This is a genomic window from Thalassobius vesicularis (assembly GCF_004799325.1).
GTDB lineage: Bacteria > Pseudomonadota > Alphaproteobacteria > Rhodobacterales > Rhodobacteraceae > Thalassobius > Thalassobius vesicularis.
The window spans coordinates 182,760-198,635 of record NZ_SSMD01000001.1 but is presented as its reverse complement, the minus strand read 5'-3'; the positions used below and the strand labels follow the sequence as shown (position 1 = coordinate 198,635).

Annotated in this window: 19 protein-coding genes; 13 read left to right on the top strand and 6 right to left on the bottom strand. The window is 62.8% G+C overall.

The annotated features are described in order from the left end of the window. Positions 1–37: 37 nt before the first annotated feature. The 7 genes from E7681_RS00995 to E7681_RS00965 are packed head-to-tail and all read left to right on the top strand — an operon-like array spanning position 38 to position 5,418. A complete protein-coding gene (locus E7681_RS00995; RefSeq protein ID WP_136337393.1) occupies positions 38–739 on the top strand; it encodes a response regulator transcription factor in 702 nt (233 codons plus the stop codon). Beyond that, positions 739–2,457, top strand: a complete 1,719-nt coding sequence (locus tag E7681_RS00990) for a sensor histidine kinase (protein WP_136337910.1) — start codon at positions 739–741, stop codon at positions 2,455–2,457. Before E7681_RS00995 ends, E7681_RS00990 begins: the two co-directional genes overlap by 1 nt. A gap of 1 nt (position 2,458) precedes the next feature. Next, complete coding sequence (locus E7681_RS00985; RefSeq protein ID WP_136337392.1) at positions 2,459–2,878, top strand: HPr kinase/phosphorylase; 420 nt, start codon at positions 2,459–2,461, stop codon at positions 2,876–2,878. Positions 2,879–2,890: 12 nt separating this feature from the next. After that, positions 2,891–3,835 (top strand): RNase adapter RapZ, encoded by a 945-nt coding sequence (rapZ, locus tag E7681_RS00980; RefSeq protein WP_136337391.1) that lies wholly within the window; start codon positions 2,891–2,893, stop codon positions 3,833–3,835. Next, entirely contained in the window at positions 3,832–4,224 is a 393-nt protein-coding gene (locus E7681_RS00975) for a PTS sugar transporter subunit IIA (RefSeq protein ID WP_136337390.1), read from the top strand. Before rapZ ends, E7681_RS00975 begins: the two co-directional genes overlap by 4 nt. 4 nt (positions 4,225–4,228) lie before the next feature. Continuing rightward, positions 4,229–4,507, top strand: coding sequence for an HPr family phosphocarrier protein (locus E7681_RS00970; protein ID WP_136337389.1), 279 nt, complete (start codon positions 4,229–4,231; stop codon positions 4,505–4,507). Between the two features lie 50 nt (positions 4,508–4,557). Further along, the gene (locus tag E7681_RS00965; RefSeq protein ID WP_246032375.1) at positions 4,558–5,418 is read left to right on the top strand and encodes a lysophospholipid acyltransferase family protein; all 861 of its coding nucleotides are present in this window, start codon (positions 4,558–4,560) and stop codon (positions 5,416–5,418) included. A gap of 18 nt (positions 5,419–5,436) precedes the next feature. Here E7681_RS00965 and E7681_RS00960 read toward each other — a convergent pair whose 3' ends face one another. Further along, positions 5,437–6,312, bottom strand: a complete 876-nt coding sequence (locus E7681_RS00960) for a 3-hydroxybutyryl-CoA dehydrogenase (RefSeq protein ID WP_136337387.1) — start codon at positions 6,310–6,312, stop codon at positions 5,437–5,439. Positions 6,313–6,455: 143 nt separating this feature from the next. On the opposite strand from E7681_RS00960, the gene E7681_RS00955 reads away from it, so the two are divergent. From E7681_RS00955 to E7681_RS00945, 3 genes are all read left to right on the top strand, one after another. Beyond that, a complete protein-coding gene (locus tag E7681_RS00955) occupies positions 6,456–7,265 on the top strand; it encodes a DUF6473 family protein (protein WP_342777045.1) in 810 nt (269 codons plus the stop codon). Between the two features lie 150 nt (positions 7,266–7,415). Further along, positions 7,416–7,895: a GNAT family N-acetyltransferase gene (locus E7681_RS00950; RefSeq protein WP_168733127.1), complete on the top strand. Its 480-nt coding sequence runs from the start codon at positions 7,416–7,418 to the stop codon at positions 7,893–7,895. Between the two features lie 63 nt (positions 7,896–7,958). Beyond that, positions 7,959–9,065, top strand: a complete 1,107-nt coding sequence (locus tag E7681_RS00945) for an alpha-D-ribose 1-methylphosphonate 5-triphosphate diphosphatase (protein WP_136337384.1) — start codon at positions 7,959–7,961, stop codon at positions 9,063–9,065. A gap of 57 nt (positions 9,066–9,122) precedes the next feature. Here the strand turns inward: E7681_RS00945 and E7681_RS00940 are convergent, their stop codons facing one another. The 3 genes from E7681_RS00940 to E7681_RS00930 are packed head-to-tail and all read right to left on the bottom strand — an operon-like array spanning position 9,123 to position 10,946. Then, positions 9,123–10,190, bottom strand: coding sequence for a 5-(carboxyamino)imidazole ribonucleotide synthase (locus E7681_RS00940; RefSeq protein WP_136337383.1), 1,068 nt, complete (start codon positions 10,188–10,190; stop codon positions 9,123–9,125). After that, complete coding sequence (gene purE, locus E7681_RS00935; RefSeq protein ID WP_136337382.1) at positions 10,183–10,671, bottom strand: 5-(carboxyamino)imidazole ribonucleotide mutase; 489 nt, start codon at positions 10,669–10,671, stop codon at positions 10,183–10,185. The genes E7681_RS00940 and purE overlap by 8 nt, the downstream gene beginning before the upstream one ends. A 50-nt stretch (positions 10,672–10,721) precedes the next feature. Next, a complete protein-coding gene (locus E7681_RS00930; RefSeq protein ID WP_136337381.1) occupies positions 10,722–10,946 on the bottom strand; it encodes a YdcH family protein in 225 nt (74 codons plus the stop codon). A gap of 159 nt (positions 10,947–11,105) precedes the next feature. Between E7681_RS00930 and E7681_RS00925 the strand changes: the two genes are divergently transcribed. After that, positions 11,106–11,519: an Hsp20 family protein gene (locus E7681_RS00925; RefSeq protein WP_136337380.1), complete on the top strand. Its 414-nt coding sequence runs from the start codon at positions 11,106–11,108 to the stop codon at positions 11,517–11,519. Between the two features lie 3 nt (positions 11,520–11,522). After that, positions 11,523–11,750 carry a DUF1150 family protein gene (locus tag E7681_RS00920; RefSeq protein WP_136337379.1) on the top strand — a complete coding sequence of 76 codons (228 nt, stop codon included), beginning with the start codon at positions 11,523–11,525 and terminating at the stop codon, positions 11,748–11,750. A 221-nt stretch (positions 11,751–11,971) separates the two neighbouring features. On the opposite strand, the gene E7681_RS00915 is transcribed toward E7681_RS00920, so the two are convergent. Continuing rightward, positions 11,972–14,038: a bifunctional sulfate adenylyltransferase/adenylylsulfate kinase gene (locus E7681_RS00915; protein WP_136337378.1), complete on the bottom strand. Its 2,067-nt coding sequence runs from the start codon at positions 14,036–14,038 to the stop codon at positions 11,972–11,974. A gap of 192 nt (positions 14,039–14,230) precedes the next feature. After that, the gene (gene trxB / locus E7681_RS00910; RefSeq protein ID WP_136337377.1) at positions 14,231–15,172 is read right to left on the bottom strand and encodes a thioredoxin-disulfide reductase; all 942 of its coding nucleotides are present in this window, start codon (positions 15,170–15,172) and stop codon (positions 14,231–14,233) included. Positions 15,173–15,373: 201 nt separating this feature from the next. Between trxB and E7681_RS00905 the strand changes: the two genes are divergently transcribed. Further along, positions 15,374–15,874: an Lrp/AsnC family transcriptional regulator gene (locus E7681_RS00905; RefSeq protein ID WP_136337376.1), complete on the top strand. Its 501-nt coding sequence runs from the start codon at positions 15,374–15,376 to the stop codon at positions 15,872–15,874. Positions 15,875–15,876: the final 2 nt, after the last annotated feature.

Below are 15,876 nucleotides of genomic sequence, written 5' to 3'. Positions count from 1 at the left end.
TAAAAAGACAAAATCGAGCAGAATAAGGAATTCGCAGATGGCCAAAATCGCCCTCGTGGATGACGACAGAAATATTCTTACGTCCGTGGCAATGACTCTCGAGGCCGAAGGTTTCGAGGTTGAGACCTATAATGACGGGCAGTCGGCGCTTGATGCGTTCAACAAGAAACTGCCGGACATGGCAGTGCTGGACATCAAGATGCCCCGGATGGACGGGATGGACCTGCTGCAGCGCCTGCGCCAGCGGACGTCGATGCCGGTAATCTTCCTGACCTCGAAGGACGACGAGATCGACGAGGTTCTGGGTCTGCGCATGGGCGCGGACGACTACGTGAAGAAGCCCTTCAGCCAGCGCCTGCTGGTCGAACGCATCCGCGCGCTGCTGCGCCGGCAGGATGCGGTCGCGGGCGAGATCGTGGGTGACACCGAAGAAACCAAGGTGATGGAGCGCGGCGACCTGCGGATGGACCCGCTGCGCCATGCGGTGGCCTGGAAAGGTCAGGACGTGTCCCTGACGGTCACCGAATTCCTGCTGCTGCAGGCCCTGGCGCAACGCCCCGGTTTTGTGAAGTCGCGCGATCAGCTGATGGACGTGGCCTATGACGATCAGGTCTACGTCGACGACCGGACGATCGACAGCCACATCAAACGCCTGCGCAAGAAGATGCGGACGGTCGATTCCGAGTTTTCGGCTATCGAAACTCTGTATGGCATTGGCTACAGATATAACGAGGAATGATGGCTCTCGCTGAGGGGATTCATTTGCGGGACGCAGGCGGAAAACGCGATGGCGATGTCGTGTTGGGCGAGGAGTTTGTCGCCCCCGAAAGCACCGTCGAGAAGGAGCTGCGCGCACGGCGTGCGCGGCGTGGTTTTCTGACGCTGAACCGGTCGCCACTGACCCGCAAGATCATCACGTTCAACCTGATCGCCCTGAACATCCTGGTTGCCGGGGTGCTGTTGCTCAATTCCTCGCGGGACTCGTTGGTCGTGGACCGCGCCGACGCACTAATCGCGCAGGCCGAGCTGGTCTCGGACGTGATCGAAGCGCAGCTGCCCAAAGGGGCGCCGGTCAGCCTGGCCTCGGGTGATGGCGTCGACGTGGCAGCCACGCTGGAAGGGCTGGACCTGCGCAAGGGGGTCGAGGTTTACGTGTTCGACCAGCGCGGCGCGCTGATCTCCTCGGGTCAGGGCAAGGGCGTGATGCGGACCCGCAGCACGGATCAAGGCGGCTCGACGATCATTTCGGACGCGCTGGCAAAGATTTGGGAACGCTTCGACGTCCTGATCAACGGCCCGCGCGACCGCACAGCCATGCCGAATATCGAACAGCTGGTCAGCATGATGGTCAAACCGGCCGTCGCGGGTGGTGCACAGATCGAAACCGGACTGCAGACGGCCCAGGGCAGCTATTTTGCCGCCGCAACGCCGATTCAACAGGGCGATGCGACGGTTGGCGTGATCGCGCTGACCAGTGCGGCTGGGGAAATCGACCAACTGGTGCGCGGCGAGCGTGAGCGTATCCTGCAGATGTTCCTGATCGCCACGCTGGTGTCGATCGGGTTGAGCCTTGTGTTGGCCTCGACCATCACGAACCCGCTGGCCGACCTTGCGGCCGCCGCAGAACTTGGCGGCGCGCGCGACCGGCGCAGCCATGCCGCCGGACGCATCCGTATTCCCGATCTGACCGCGCGACCCGACGAAATCGGACGCTTGTCCGCCGCCTTGCGCGGGATGGTTTCGGCGCTTTATGACCGGATCGACAGCAACGAACAATTTGCCGCCGACGTCGCGCACGAAATCAAGAACCCGCTGGCCAGCCTGCGCTCGGCCGTGGGGACGATGCGCGTCGCCAAGCGTGACGATCAGCGTGAAAAACTGCTGGACGTGATCGAACATGACGTGCGCCGGCTGGACCGTCTGGTCAGCGACATCTCGAACGCGTCGCGTCTGGATTCCGAGCTGGTCAAGGAAGAGCAGGAAGGCTTCAACCTGCTGAAAATGATCTCGAATCTGGGCGAATACCTGGGCCAGCAGGCCGAGGAAAAGGGCATCGAGTTCATCATGGACATCCCCGATGCGCCGATTGCCATTCACGGTCTTGAGGCGCGGCTGGCGCAGGTTTTCGTGAACCTGATCACCAACGCGATCAGCTTCTGCGAGGATGGCGATGCGATCCGTGTCTGGGTTCGTCAGCGCGACAATCGCGTGCTGGTCGTGGTCGAGGATACCGGCCCCGGCATCCCGGAACAGGCGCTGACGAAGGTGTTCAAACGCTTCTACTCGGAGCGGCCCGAAAACCAGTTCGGCAACAACTCTGGTCTGGGTCTGGCGATTTCGAAACAGATTGTCGAAGCCCATGGTGGGGTGATCTGGGCCGAGAACATTCGGCCGACCGACGCCGACCCGACCTCGGAGCCGCTGGGCGCCCGTTTCGTGGTTGGCCTGCCGGTCTGACATGTCTGGCGACATCCTGCATGCCTCTGCGGTGGCCCTGAACGGGGCCGCCGTTTGCATTACTGGGGGCAGTGGGTCTGGCAAATCGGGACTGGCGTTGCAACTGATGGGCTATGGCGCACAGCTGGTGGCCGATGATGGTTGCCGGATCTGGGCGCAGGACGGGGCGCTGTGGGTGGACGCGGTGGACACGATCCAGGGGCGGATCGAGGCGCGGGGCATCGGCATTCTGAACGCGGCCGCTGCCGGGCCCACGCGTTTGGCTCTATGGGTCGATCTGGACCAAACGGAACCTCACAGACTGCCACCGCAGCGTGAAAAGGTTTGTCTGGGCGTTTCCCTTCCGATCGTCCACAATGCGCAGACGCAGCATTTTGCTGCGTCGATTCTCCAGTACCTCAGGGCAGGACGAAACGCCTGATTTCACGACGCAATGACCGAGCAGACCCCATCCCGCCCCAACAAACGCATCGTCCTGGTGACCGGCCCGTCGGGCGCCGGACGCAGTACGGCGATCCGCACGTTGGAGGATATGGGCTATGAGGCCATCGACAACCTGCCGCTGTCGCTGTTGCCACGCCTGCTGGAAGGGCCGCCGCTGAACAGCGATCTGGCGCTGGGGCTGGATGTGCGCAACCGGGATTTTTCGGTGAATGCACTGATCGAGACCATCGACCGCCTGTCCGACATGCCCGACATCCGGCCCGAAGTGCTGTATCTGGACTGCCGGCAAGACGTGCTGCTGCGCCGCTTTTCCGAGACGCGCAGACGCCACCCGATGGCTCCGGCCGAAAGCCCGGACCAAGGGATTCAGCGTGAATGCGACCTGCTGGTGCCGATCATGGCCCGCGCCGACATCCTGATCGACAGCTCGGAACTGACGCCGCACGACCTGAAGGCCGAGGTGGAGCGACTGTTCTCGGGAGAAAAGGGCACGCATCTGGCGGTGTCGGTGAACTCGTTTTCCTACAAGCGGGGCCTGCCGCGGGGCATGGACATGGTTCTGGACTGCCGGTTCCTGCGAAACCCTTATTGGGATGCCAGCCTGCGGGGCCTTGACGGGCGCTCGGGCGCGGTGGCGGACTATGTTGCGCAGGACGCGCGGTTCGACGGGTTTTTCCAACGTGTGCTGGACCTTGCGGAAATGCTGCTGCCCGCCTACCGGGACGAGGGCAAGGCGCATTTTGCCATCGGGTTCGGCTGTACCGGCGGTCAGCACCGCTCGGTCACAATGGCAGAAAAGCTGTCGAAGGCCCTTGCGGAACGCGGTTGGCAGGTGTCAACTAGGCACCGAGAAATAGAGCGGAAGGCCAATGCTGCGCCGCAGCCGCCGGGATTTGGGTCAGTGATCGCCAAGATGAAGGAAGACAACGCGTGATCGGTATCGTCATCGTCGCGCATGGAGGGCTGGCCCGGGAATACCTGGCTGCCGTCGAGCACGTCGTCGGGGCCCAGAACGGCATCCGGGCAATCGCGATAGAATCCGAACACGACCGTGGCCAAAAACAGCGCGAAATCTGCGAGGCCGCAGACGCGGTGGATCAGGGGCAGGGCGTTGTTGTCGTCACCGACATGTTTGGTGGCTCTCCGTCGAACCTGGCGCTGCTGGCCTGTCAGCCGGGCGGGCGCCGCATCATCTATGGGGCGAACCTGCCCATGCTCATCAAACTGGCCAAAAGCCGCCATCTGGACGTGGCCGACGCCGTGCGCGCCGCGACCGAGGCGGGACGCAAGTACATAGACAGCCAAAACATTTCCAAAGACTGATACCATGACCGACAGCATCACGCGCACCTTGCAGATCATCAACGTGAAGGGCCTTCATGCCCGCGCCTCGGCCAAGCTGGTCGAGGTGGTGGAAGGCTTCGACGCTCGCGCCGAGGTGTCGCGCGACGGCATGTCGGCCTCGGGCGACAGTATCATGGGCCTGCTGATGCTGGCAGCGTCCAAGGGAACCTCGATCGACGTGCGGACCTCGGGGCCGGACGCTGCGGCCTTGGCCGACGCGTTGGAGGCCTTGGTGGCCGACCGTTTCGGGGAAGAGATGTAAGCGCCAGCAGGCGCAACAAGGATGGGTCTGCTTCAGTGAAAGACAGTTCCGTGACCGACTCGCACCCCCAGGCAGAGCCGACGACCTATGACAGGCGCAGCCTGACCTATGCCAGCACGTTCGATAACAAGCTGACCGCGACGGTCATCAAGACGATCGAATGGATGAGCGGCAAGCTGACGATCCTGCGGATGGTCCGCAGGTTCGAAAAGCAGGGCGCCCCGACTGGTCAGGCGTTCTGGCGCGCGGCGCTGGACGTGATGGGCATCTCGCTGCAAACCCCGCAGGACCAGATCGACCGCATCCCGCTGGACGGGCCGGTTGTCGTCGTGGCCAACCATCCGCACGGGCTGACCGATGGCATGATCCTGGCCGATCTGGTCGGTCGTCGGCGCGACGATTACAAGATCCTGACCCGCGCCCTGCTGACCGGAATTGACGAGGTGGCGTCCTCGTACCTGATCCCGGTGCCGTTCCCGCACGAGGAAGACGCGCAGCGCAAGTTCGTGGAAATGCGCTCCGCCGCGATGGACGAGCTGAAACGCGGCGGGCTGATCTCGGTCTTTCCGTCGGGCGTGGTGATGTCGTCGAAAACCTGGTTCGGCCCGGCAGAGGAGGCGGAGTGGAACGTGTTTACCGCCCAGATGATCCGCCGTTCGGGGGCCAAGGTGGTGCCGATCTTTTTCCCGGGGTCGAACTCGCGCTGGTATCAGATCGCGAACCGGATTTCCCCAATCCTGCGGCAAAGCCTGCTGCTGCATGAGATCGTGCATAGCTGCAACAAGCCGCAGAAACCCGTTGTGGGCCATCCCCTGACCGACGCACAGATGGAGCGGTTGGCCAAGGATCCGCGCGGCTTCATGGCGTGGCTGCGCGAGCACACGCTGGCCTTGGGGCAGGACGCCCGGTAAGCCCGGGCGCCGCCGATCTTAGCGGGTGGGAACCGGCTCGTCGCCGTTGTAGTCGTAGAACCCGCGCTTGGATTTGCGGCCCAGCCAGCCGGCCTCGACGTACTTCACCAGCAGCGGGCAGGGGCGGTACTTGGTGTCCGACAGGCCGTCATACAGCACCTGCATGATCGACAGGCAGGTATCCAGACCGATGAAATCCGCCAGCTCCAGTGGACCCATCGGGTGGTTGGCGCCCAGCTTCATCGCGCTGTCGATCGAGGCAACGTCACCCACGCCTTCGTACAGGACATAGCAGGCCTCGTTGATCATCGGCACCAGAACGCGGTTCACGATGAAGGCCGGGAAGTCCTCGGACGAGGCGGCGGTTTTGCCCAGTTTGTGCACGATCGCCAGACACAGGTCATAGGTCTTTTGATCGGTGGCGATGCCGCGGATCAGCTCGACCAGTTTCATCACCGGGACCGGGTTCATGAAGTGCAGACCCATGAAACGTTCGGGGCGGTCGGTGCGGCTGGCCAGGCGGGTGATCGAGATCGAGGAGGTGTTCGTCGCCAGGATGGTGTGCGGCGCCAGGTGCGGCTGCAGGGATTCAAAGATGCCGCTTTTGACGGCCTCTTTCTCGGTGGCGGATTCGATGACCAGATCCAGCTGGCCCAGCTCCGCCAGCGCGGTGGTGGGACGGATCCGCGACAGGGCGTCTGCCTTGTCCGCTTCGCTCAGCTGGCCGCGATGCACCTGGCGTTCCAGGTTGCGGTCGATGGTGGCGATCGCGCGGTCCAATGCGTCCTGACTGATATCATTCAGCAAGACATCGAACCCCGCCGTGGCCATCACATGAGCAATACCATTGCCCATCTGGCCCGCGCCGATCACGCCAACTGATTTGATTTCCATGGGATGTTCCTTCTGCGGTTCGGGCGGACTGTTTCACGACCGCCGACATGCTGCAAGTGCAGCGTAACCGGCAATTGTTACTCAAATTTGCCGTTTAGCGAATTATCAAGGTCTGTCAGCGACTCTTGCCCTTGGGTGAAAACATGGTGGGTGAGATGACCTATGAACATAACGGGGCCGGTGCCCTGGACTATTTGGTATGCAATTACGGCCAGCAGCGGCTGCATTTTCGGGGTCCGGAACGTTCCCTGACGCAGCCGTACGCGGTTTTTATCGGCAGCACAGAGACTTACGGGAAGTTCGTGGCGCGCCCCTTTCCCGCGCTGGTCGAGGACATGATCGGGCTGACCAGCGTCAACCTTGGGGTCACCAACGCCGGGGTCGAGACGTTCCGCAGCGACCCCGCCGTGCTGGAGATCGCGCGAAAGGCGGAATACGTGGTGCTGCAGGCGATGGGGCCGCAGTTTGTTTCGAACGGATTTTACTCAGTTCATCCGCGTCGGAACGACAGGTTCATCCGTGCGACCGCTGCATTGCGGCAGCTTTACCCGTCGCTGGACTTCACGCAGTTCCATTTCGTGGGCCATCTGCTGGGTCAGTTGAAACGCGGGTCTCGGCGCAATTATGAGAAGGTCGCGGCAGAGTGTCGGCGGGCTTGGTTGACCTCGATGGTCACCCTGATCCGGCGGATTGACCGACCGACGCTGGTGCTGTGGATGCCGCAAACGCGGGCGGACCCGCTGTTGAACGACCGCCTGCTGCAACCCATCCAGAAACGCTGTGTGCAGGTGGTCGAGGCGCCGCTTTCCAATGACGGCTCTGACGACCGCACGGCAGGCATGGTCTTTGCCCCGATGGAGGCGTTTGCCGCGCGCGATCTGCCGAATCCGCTCATGCATGCGGCGATTGCCCAAAAAGTGGCGCAGGCGGCGCGGTCCAACGGCTTGGCCTGAGCGAACTTGCACAAGAAACAGGCAAAGCGCTCCCTGCTTGTGCGGCAAAGCGGCGTCCAACGTCGCGGCGCTGCTTGAGCCTGACAGGCAGTGGGGCCTACGCTTGGGCAAGGTCGACCTAAGCGGCTGATTGAACAAGAGATGTTTCCGATGATCCGGACATACCAGCCGGCAGATCGTTACCAGGTGGCCACGCTGATCGGCAATTGCTACGCGCGCAGCTACGAAGCGTGCCTGGTTGAGGCGCTGAGAGAGAACGGGGATGTCGCGGCAGAGTATGTCTGGGACAGCGACGATGGCCCGGACGGGCATATCTGCATGGCCCGCCACCTGTATCCTGACCGCTGGTTTATCCTGGCCACCGTCGCCGTCCGCCCCGAGAAACAAGGCGCAGGCATCGGCAGCGACCTTGTGCGCGCGGCGGTCGAGGCGGCGCGCCAACAGGATGCGTCGGCCGTGACGGTGCTGGGCCACGCGCGGTATTACCAGCGCTTCGGGTTCACGCGCACGGCGGCCGAGCGGTTGGAGACTCCGTTTTCGCTGGAAAACACGTTGATGTACCCGATCCGGATCGAAACCGCCGGGATCGAGGCCGAACTGGTCTATCCCCCCGCCTATTCGCGGCTTTAGGCCGGCATTGCGTTCAGCGCCGAAATCGCGGAAAACGGGCCGATCCCAAAAGCAGGCCCACCGATGCATCTGACGCTGACAAACGCCACGATCCTGCGTCCTGACGGCTGGGCGCAGGATGAGATTACCGTGGATGGCGCGGTCTTGTCCGATCAGAGCGCCCCGCGCCGGGTGGATTTATCCGGCTTCAAGGTGCTGCCCGGTATTGTCGACATCCACGGCGATGGGTTCGAACGGCATCTGGCCCCGCGTCGCGGTGCGATGAAAGACCTGACTGCAGGTCTGGTTGCGACCGAGGCGGAACTGGCCGCCAATGGCATCACCACGGCTACACTGGCCCAGTTCTGGAGCTGGGAAGGCGGGATGCGGGCCCCGGAATTTGCGCTGCGCTTTCTGGATGCGCTGGAAGGGTATGCGGGTCTGGGCACCGATTTGTGGGTTCAGTTGCGGCTGGAAACCCATTTGCTGAATGATTTCAGCCGCTTCGAAGATGCCGTCGCGCGGTATGGCGTCGGTTTCGTGGTGTTCAACGACCACCTGCCGCACGAGGCGCTGGCCAAGGGCAAGCGCCCGCCTCGACTGACCGGGCAGGCGCTGAAAAGCGGCCGCTCGCCCGAGGCGCATCTGGCCATGCTGCAGGACCTTCACGCGCGTGCGCCAGAGGTGCCAGCGGCGCTAACAGGGTTGGCGGACCGGTTGCGCGCGCAGGGGGTGCTGATCGGCAGCCATGATGATCGCACGGCCGTGGCGCGAGCGGAATGGCGTGCGATGGGTGTCGCGCTGTCGGAATTCCCCGAGACCCGCGAGGCGGCCGAAGCGGCCCGCGCGGCGGGTGACCCGGTTGTGTTGGGGGCGCCGAACGTGGTGCGCGGCGGCTCGCATTCCGGGAATGTCAGCGCGGCAGAACTGGTGATGGGCGGGATCGGGGACGCGCTGGCCTCGGATTACCATTACCCCGCGCCACGTTTGGCGGCACTGGCGCTGGATCGCTGGGATCTGGTGTCCTCGGGGCCGGCGCGGGTGTTGGGGCTGGCGGATCGCGGCGAATTGATGCCGGGCAAGCGGGCCGATCTGGTGGTGCTGGATGCGGCAGGCCGGGTCGGGGCGACGATTGCGGGCGGGCGGGTCACCCATCTGGCCGGAGAGGTCGCCGCACGCTTTCTGGCGTGAGCGCCCGCGGAGAGTGCGGACGCTCCGCGGGGAGTATTTCTGATCAGAAAGAAGGGGTTATGGCGTGATGCGGTTGACGTGGCCCATCTTGCGACCGGGCTTCGTTTCGGCCTTGCCATAGAGGTGCAGTGCGGCGTTGGGTTCCTTGGCGATGTCGGGCACGCGGTCCATGTCGGCGCCGATCAGGTTTTCCATCACCACGTCGGAATGACGTTTGCCATCGCCCAGAGGCCAGCCGGCGACCGCGCGGATGTGCTGCTCGAACTGGTCGATGGCGCAGCCGTTCTGGGTCCAGTGGCCGGAATTGTGCACGCGCGGGGCGATTTCGTTGACGATCAGACCCTGCGGGGTGACGAACAGCTCGACCCCCATCGTGCCAACGTATTTCAGCGCGTTCAGGATTTTCGCGGTCAGCAGGACGGCGTCCATTTTCTGGCTGGCAGTCAGGTTCGCGGGCACGGTCGTGGTGTGCAGGATGCCGTCGCGGTGGACGTTTTCGCCGGGATCAAAGCAGGCAACCTGGCCGTCGATGCTGCGGGTGCCGATGACCGAAACCTCGTGCGTGAAGTTCACGAAGCCTTCGAGGATCGAGGGCGCGCCAGCCATGTCGGCGAGGGCTTTCCCGGCGTCCTCGGGCGATTTCAGGCGGGACTGGCCCTTGCCGTCATAGCCGAAGCGGCGGGTTTTCAGGATGGCGGGCGTGCCGATTTCGGCGATGGCTTCGGCCAGATCGACGGCGTCGTCCACGGCGGCGAAGGCGGCGGTTTTCAGGCCCAGATCGGTGAGGAATGCCTTCTCGGTCAGGCGGTCCTGACTGACGGCAAGTGCGCGGCGATTGGGGCGGATCGGGCGCAAGGATTCCAGGATGTCGAGCGCCGAAGTAGGAATGTTTTCAAACTCATAGGTGATTACATCCACGGTTTCGGCAAAGGCGCGCAGGGCGGCTTCGTCCTCGTACGGGGCGGTGGTCACGGCATGGGCGACGTCGGCGGCGGGCGGGTTGGCGCCGGGTTCATAGATGTGGGTCTTGAAGCCCAAACGCGAAGCCGCGACCGAGAGCATGCGGCCCAGCTGACCGCCGCCCAGAATGCCGATGGTCGCGCCGGTGGGGAGGGTGTCAGTCATCCGAAGGCTCCTCGGGGATCGAGGCGGAGAGCGCGTCGCGCCAGGCATCCAGACGGGCGGCGATTTCGGGGTCGGTGTTGGCCAGGATCGCGGCGGCCATCAGCCCTGCGTTCTTGGCACCAGCGCCGCCGATGGCCATCGTGGCAACGGGAAAACCGCGCGGCATTTGCAGGATGGAATAGAGGCTGTCGACGCCCGACAGGGCCTTGGTCTGGACCGGCACGCCGATCACCGGCACGCGGGTTTTCGAGGCCATCATGCCCGGCAAATGCGCGGCCCCGCCGGCACCGGCGATGATGACGTGCAGGCCGCGGTCCACGGCGGTCTTGCCATAGGTCCACAGACGGTCGGGCGTGCGGTGGGCCGACACGATCTTGGCCTCGTAGGCGATGCCCAATTCATCAAGGATATCAGCGGCTTCTTTCATGGTGGGCCAGTCCGATTGGCTGCCCATGATGATGCCTACTTTCACGTCCGTCATTCCGTGCCCCTTTTGCCTTCAGGAGCGCGCACTATAGCCAAGGCGGCGCGTTACGCAATGATGTCCGGGGTCAGGCGATCCTCGATCAGGGCGATCATGTCCTTTAGCCGCAGCTTTTTCTTTTTCAGGCGCTGGATCGTCAGCTGATCGGCGGTGCCGCGTTCGACCATGGCGATGATCGCCTCGTCCAGATCGCGGTGTTCGCGGCGGAAAACCTCCAGCTCTACCCGCAGCACGTCTTCGGTTTTCATCGAAATGTCGCTTTGGGCGTTCATGGCTGTGATTCTTGTTGTTCTCTGCTGCTGTAACATACTGAAAACCAACCTTTTCGCAAAGCCCTTGCGCCCTTTCCATTGCGCCCCCATATTTCAAGGGTAGGTCGCCGCAACGGGGCCTGCGTATTTGGACTGTCGCTTAGCCGTAAGGACGTGCCGATGACGAAACTTACCTTGGGGTCGCACCCGTATCTGCTGGGTTTTGACCAGCTGGAACGCCTGCTGGAGCGTAACGCGAAGTCCGGCAACGAGGGGTATCCGCCCTTCAATATCGAACAAACCTCTGAAAACTCTTACAGAATTACGCTGGCCGTGGCCGGTTTTGCCGAGGATGAACTGGCGATCACGCTTGAGGATCGGCAACTGGTGATCCGGGGTCGGCAACGCGAAGAGTTGGAAGGCCGGGTGTTCCTGCACCGGGGCATCGCGGCGCGACAGTTCCAGCGCAGTTTCGTGCTGGCGGACGGGGTCGAGGTGGGCGAGGCCGTGATGGAAAACGGCCTGCTGCACGTCGACCTGAACCGCGTCCAGCCCGAGACGGTGGTGCAGAGCATCAAGATCAAAAGGGGTTAAGTCATGGATACGAAATACGATTTCGGCACCGACGACCAGAACCGGATCGTCTATGTCCGCTCGGTCAAGGTGGCCGACCTGCCGGTGGAACTGCGCGAACAGGCACAGGGAAAATCGACGCTTTATGCCGTCTGCAACGTCGAGGGCGAGCGTCTGGCGCTGGTCAATGACCGCAAACTGGCCTTCCTGCTGGCCCGTCAGCACGACCTGGCGCCGGTCGCGGTGCACTGAGGTAACGATCCGTTAACCGCGAGAATCGTAAGAATTTCGCCGGTTTTCGTACGCCCGTTTTGGCGGCACATCCGTCCCCATTAGGCTGTTGTTAAGGCAACCGTTCTATCCCTGTCCCTGCGCCCCGGCCACAGGAGGGATGGAATGACTATTTTCAGCACTGACCATGAAAAAGGCGCGCCCCGCGAAGGGCGCGCCCGATTGTTCCGAAGGCGAGGGACTTAGCCCCAGCCGCCCGAGATCAGACCCATCGATTCCAGCTTCAGCAGGACCTGATGGGCGCAGTGATCGACCTCGACGTTCTCGGTTTCGACGACCAGCTCGGCAGCGGTCGGGGATTCATAGGGATCGGAAATCCCGGTGAACTCCTTGATCTTGCCTTCGCGGGCCAGCTTGTACAGGCCCTTGCGGTCGCGCGCTTCGCACTCTTCCAGCGAGGTGGCGACGTGCACTTCGACGAAGGCGCCGTAGGTTTCGACCATCTCGCGCACGGCGCGGCGGGTCGCGGTGTAGGGCGCGATGGGCGCACAGATCGCGATACCACCATTCTTGGTGATCTCGGAGGCGACGTAGCCGATCCGCTTGATGTTGATGTCGCGGTGCTCTTTCGAGAAGCCCAGTTCCGACGACAGGTGCTTACGCACAACATCGCCGTCCAGCAGGGTCACGGGGCGGCCGCCCATCTCCATCAGCTTGACCATCAGAGCGTTGGCGATGGTCGATTTGCCGGAACCCGACAGACCGGTGAAGAACACGGTGAAGCCTTGCTTGGAGCGCGGCGGCGAGGTGCGGCGCAGTTCCTGCACGACTTCGGGGAACGAGAACCACTCGGGGATCTCCAGGCCTTCACGCAGGCGGCGACGCAGTTCGGTGCCCGAGATGTCCAGGACAGTATCGCCCTCGGGGACCTCGGAAACGGGGAAGTACTGCGCCTTCTCTTGCACGTAGACCATGTGCTTGAAGTCGACCATTTCCAGGCCGATTTCTTCTTCGTGCTTCTTGAACAGCTCCTGCGCGTCGTAGGGGCCGTAGAAGTCCTGACCCTGGCTGTTCTTGCCCGGTCCGGCGTGGTCGCGGCCAACGATGAAGTGAGTGCAGCCGTGGTTTTTACGGATCAGGCCGTGCCAGACCGCTTCGCGCGGGCCAGCCATACGCATGGCCAGGTTCAGCAGCGACATGGTGGTGGTGGCGGCCGGGTACTTGTCCAGGACGGCCTCGTAGCAGCGCACGCGGGTGAAGTGGTCGACGTCACCGGGCTTGGTCATGCCGACGACGGGGTGGATCAGCAGGTTGGCCTGAGCTTCGCGCGCGGCGCGGAAGGTCAGCTCTTGGTGGGCGCGGTGCAGCGGGTTGCGGGTCTGGAAGGCGACGACCTTGCGCCAGCCCAGCTTGCGGAAGTAGGCGCGCAGCTCGTTCGGGGTGTCGCGGCGGGCCTTGAAATCGTAGTGCACGGGCTGCTGGATGCCGGTGATCGGGCCACCCAGATAGATGCGGCCAGCGGTGTTGTGCAGGTAGTTGACGGCGGGGTGGGCCAGGTCATCGGCGCCGAAGACCTTTTCAGCTTCGTTCGATTTGTCGGCTTCCCAACGGTCGGTCACGGTCATGGTCGCAAGGATCACGCCTTCCTGATCGCGCAGGGCGATGTCCTGACCGATTTCCAGCTTGTCGGCAAAGTCGGTGCCAACGTCCAGGGTGATCGGCATCGGCCACAGGCTGCCATCTTCGAGGCGCATGTTTTCGACGACCGAGTTGTAGTCGTTTTCGCCCAGGAAGCCCTTCAGCGGGTAGAAGCCGCCGTTCATCAGCAGCTCCAGGTCACAGATCTGGCGCGGGGTCAGATCCCAGCTGACCAGATCGGCCGCTTCCGTCTTCAGCTTCTGCGCCGAGTCGGCGGAGACATAGAGTTCGGGGATCGGTGTAAGGTTGTTTTGCATGAATTTAGCCCTAGTTTTCAAGGTAATTAGGCCGCTGGACGTGCCGGTGAGTTCTGCGTGGAGGTGATCGTATTCCGCCAGCTTGCGCGTCAGGAACCGATCGGTGAGCCGGATTTTTTCCGTCGCGCCGCGCGCGGTCAGCGCATAGGCGAAACGTTGACGTTTGTCGGGTCCGGCACGTTCGGTGATCTTGATGAACCCGGCCTCTGCCGCAGCGCGCAGCTGCGTGTTCAGCCGTCCGAGGGAAATCCCCAGCGCCTGAGCCGTCGAGCGCTGCGAAGCCTCCGGCGCCTGATCAAGCTGGCGCAGGAGACGGAAGAGCAGGTCTTCTTCCGCAACATCCGATTTGGTCATGGGATTGGGCGACATGGCCTTCGACTCAAGGTGTGTTCACTGGTGAACACATACAGGAAATCTGCGTTCAAGAAAGAACAAACTTTGTCGCAGGCCGGTTTTCCGCAGAGAAAGGGAAATTCTGCCACCCAAATCCCCAAAACGCGAAAAAGCCCGGCACATTGGCCGGGCTTTCGAAACGGATGGGTCGGATTACTCTTGTCCGGCGAGCCAGCGTTCCGCGTCCAGCGCGGCCATGCAGCCCATCCCGGCCGAGGTGATGGCCTGACGGTACTTGTGGTCGGTCAGGTCACCCGCGGCGAAGATGCCGGGGATCGAGGTCTCGGTCGAGCCGGGCTTGACGGTGACATAGCCGCCGTCGTGCATTTCCAGCACGTCCTTGACCAACTCGTTCGCGGGGGCGTGGCCGATCGCAACGAAAACGCCCTTGCAGGGGATCTCGGAAATCTCGCCGGTTTCGACATGCTTGACGCGCACAGCCGAGACGCCCTTGGGGTTATCCTCGCCCACGACTTCGTCAAGGGTGTGGAACCACAGCGGCTCGATCTTGGGGTTCTTCATCAGGCGGTCGATCAGGATCTTTTCGGCGCGCAGCTCGTCGCGGCGGTGGATCAGGGTGACCTTGCTGGCGAAGTTGGTCAGGAAGAGCGCCTCTTCGACGGCGGTGTTGCCGCCACCGATCACAACGATTTCCTGCCCGCGATAAAAGAAGCCGTCACAGGTGGCGCAGGCGGAAACGCCGAAGCCCTTGTAGGCGTCCTCGGACGGCAGGCCCAGCCACTTGGCGCGGGCGCCGGTGGCTAGAATGACCGCGTCGGCGGTATAGACGGTGCCCGAGTCGCTGGTCGCCGTGAACGGGCGCTTGGAGGTGTCGAGCGAGGTGATGATGTCGCCGATGATCTCGCACCCCATTTCGGTGGCGTGCTCTTGCATCTTGATCATCAGGTCGGGGCCCTGAATCTCGACGAAGCCGGGGTAGTTTTCGACCTCGGTCGTGGTGGTCAGCTGGCCGCCGGGTTCAATCCCCTGCACCAGGATCGGGGACAGCATGGCGCGCGCGGCATAAACGCCAGCCGTGTAGCCCGCCGGACCGGAGCCGATGATCAGAACCTTGGTGTGTCGCGTGTCGGCCATGGCTTTCCCTTTTCGATCTTGATGTGTCGCTAACGCATATAATCCGGCGGGGCGCGGTGTAAAACCCCCTGCAATGGGATGGGCCGGGGTTGGAAAACAGGCATATCACGTAAACGTTTTGCAACGATGTTGCCGGGTGACGAAATAATATTGCGTGTAGAATGCGGGTGTTATAAGAAACCGCCTCATAGGAGGATAGTTATGCCCACCTCGCGTCTGGATCCCATTGATCGTAAAATTCTGGCCGAACTGCAGGCGGATGGTCGTATGACCAACGTCGAGCTGGCCAAACGCGTGGGCATTTCCGCGCCGCCCTGCCTGCGCCGCGTGCGTACGCTGGAGGAGGCGGGCTTTATCCAGGGCTATCACGCCAAGGTTGATTCGCGTGAATTGGGCTTTGAGGTGCAGGTCTTTGCGATGGTCGGGCTGCAAAGCCAGGCCGAGTCGGACCTGTCCAAGTTCGAGCAACGCTGCCGCGACTGGCCGCTGGTCCGCGAATGCCACATGCTGAACGGCGAGGTGGATTTCATCCTGAAATGCGTCGCGCCGGACCTGAGCACGTTCCAGTCGTTCCTGACCGGCCAGCTGACGGCCGCGGAAAACGTGGCGAGCGTGAAAACCTCGCTGGTGATCCGCTGCGCCAAGGACGAACCGGGCGTTCCGTTCGACGTTCTGGAAGAGCGGCTGAACCGCCTGGCCTGAGG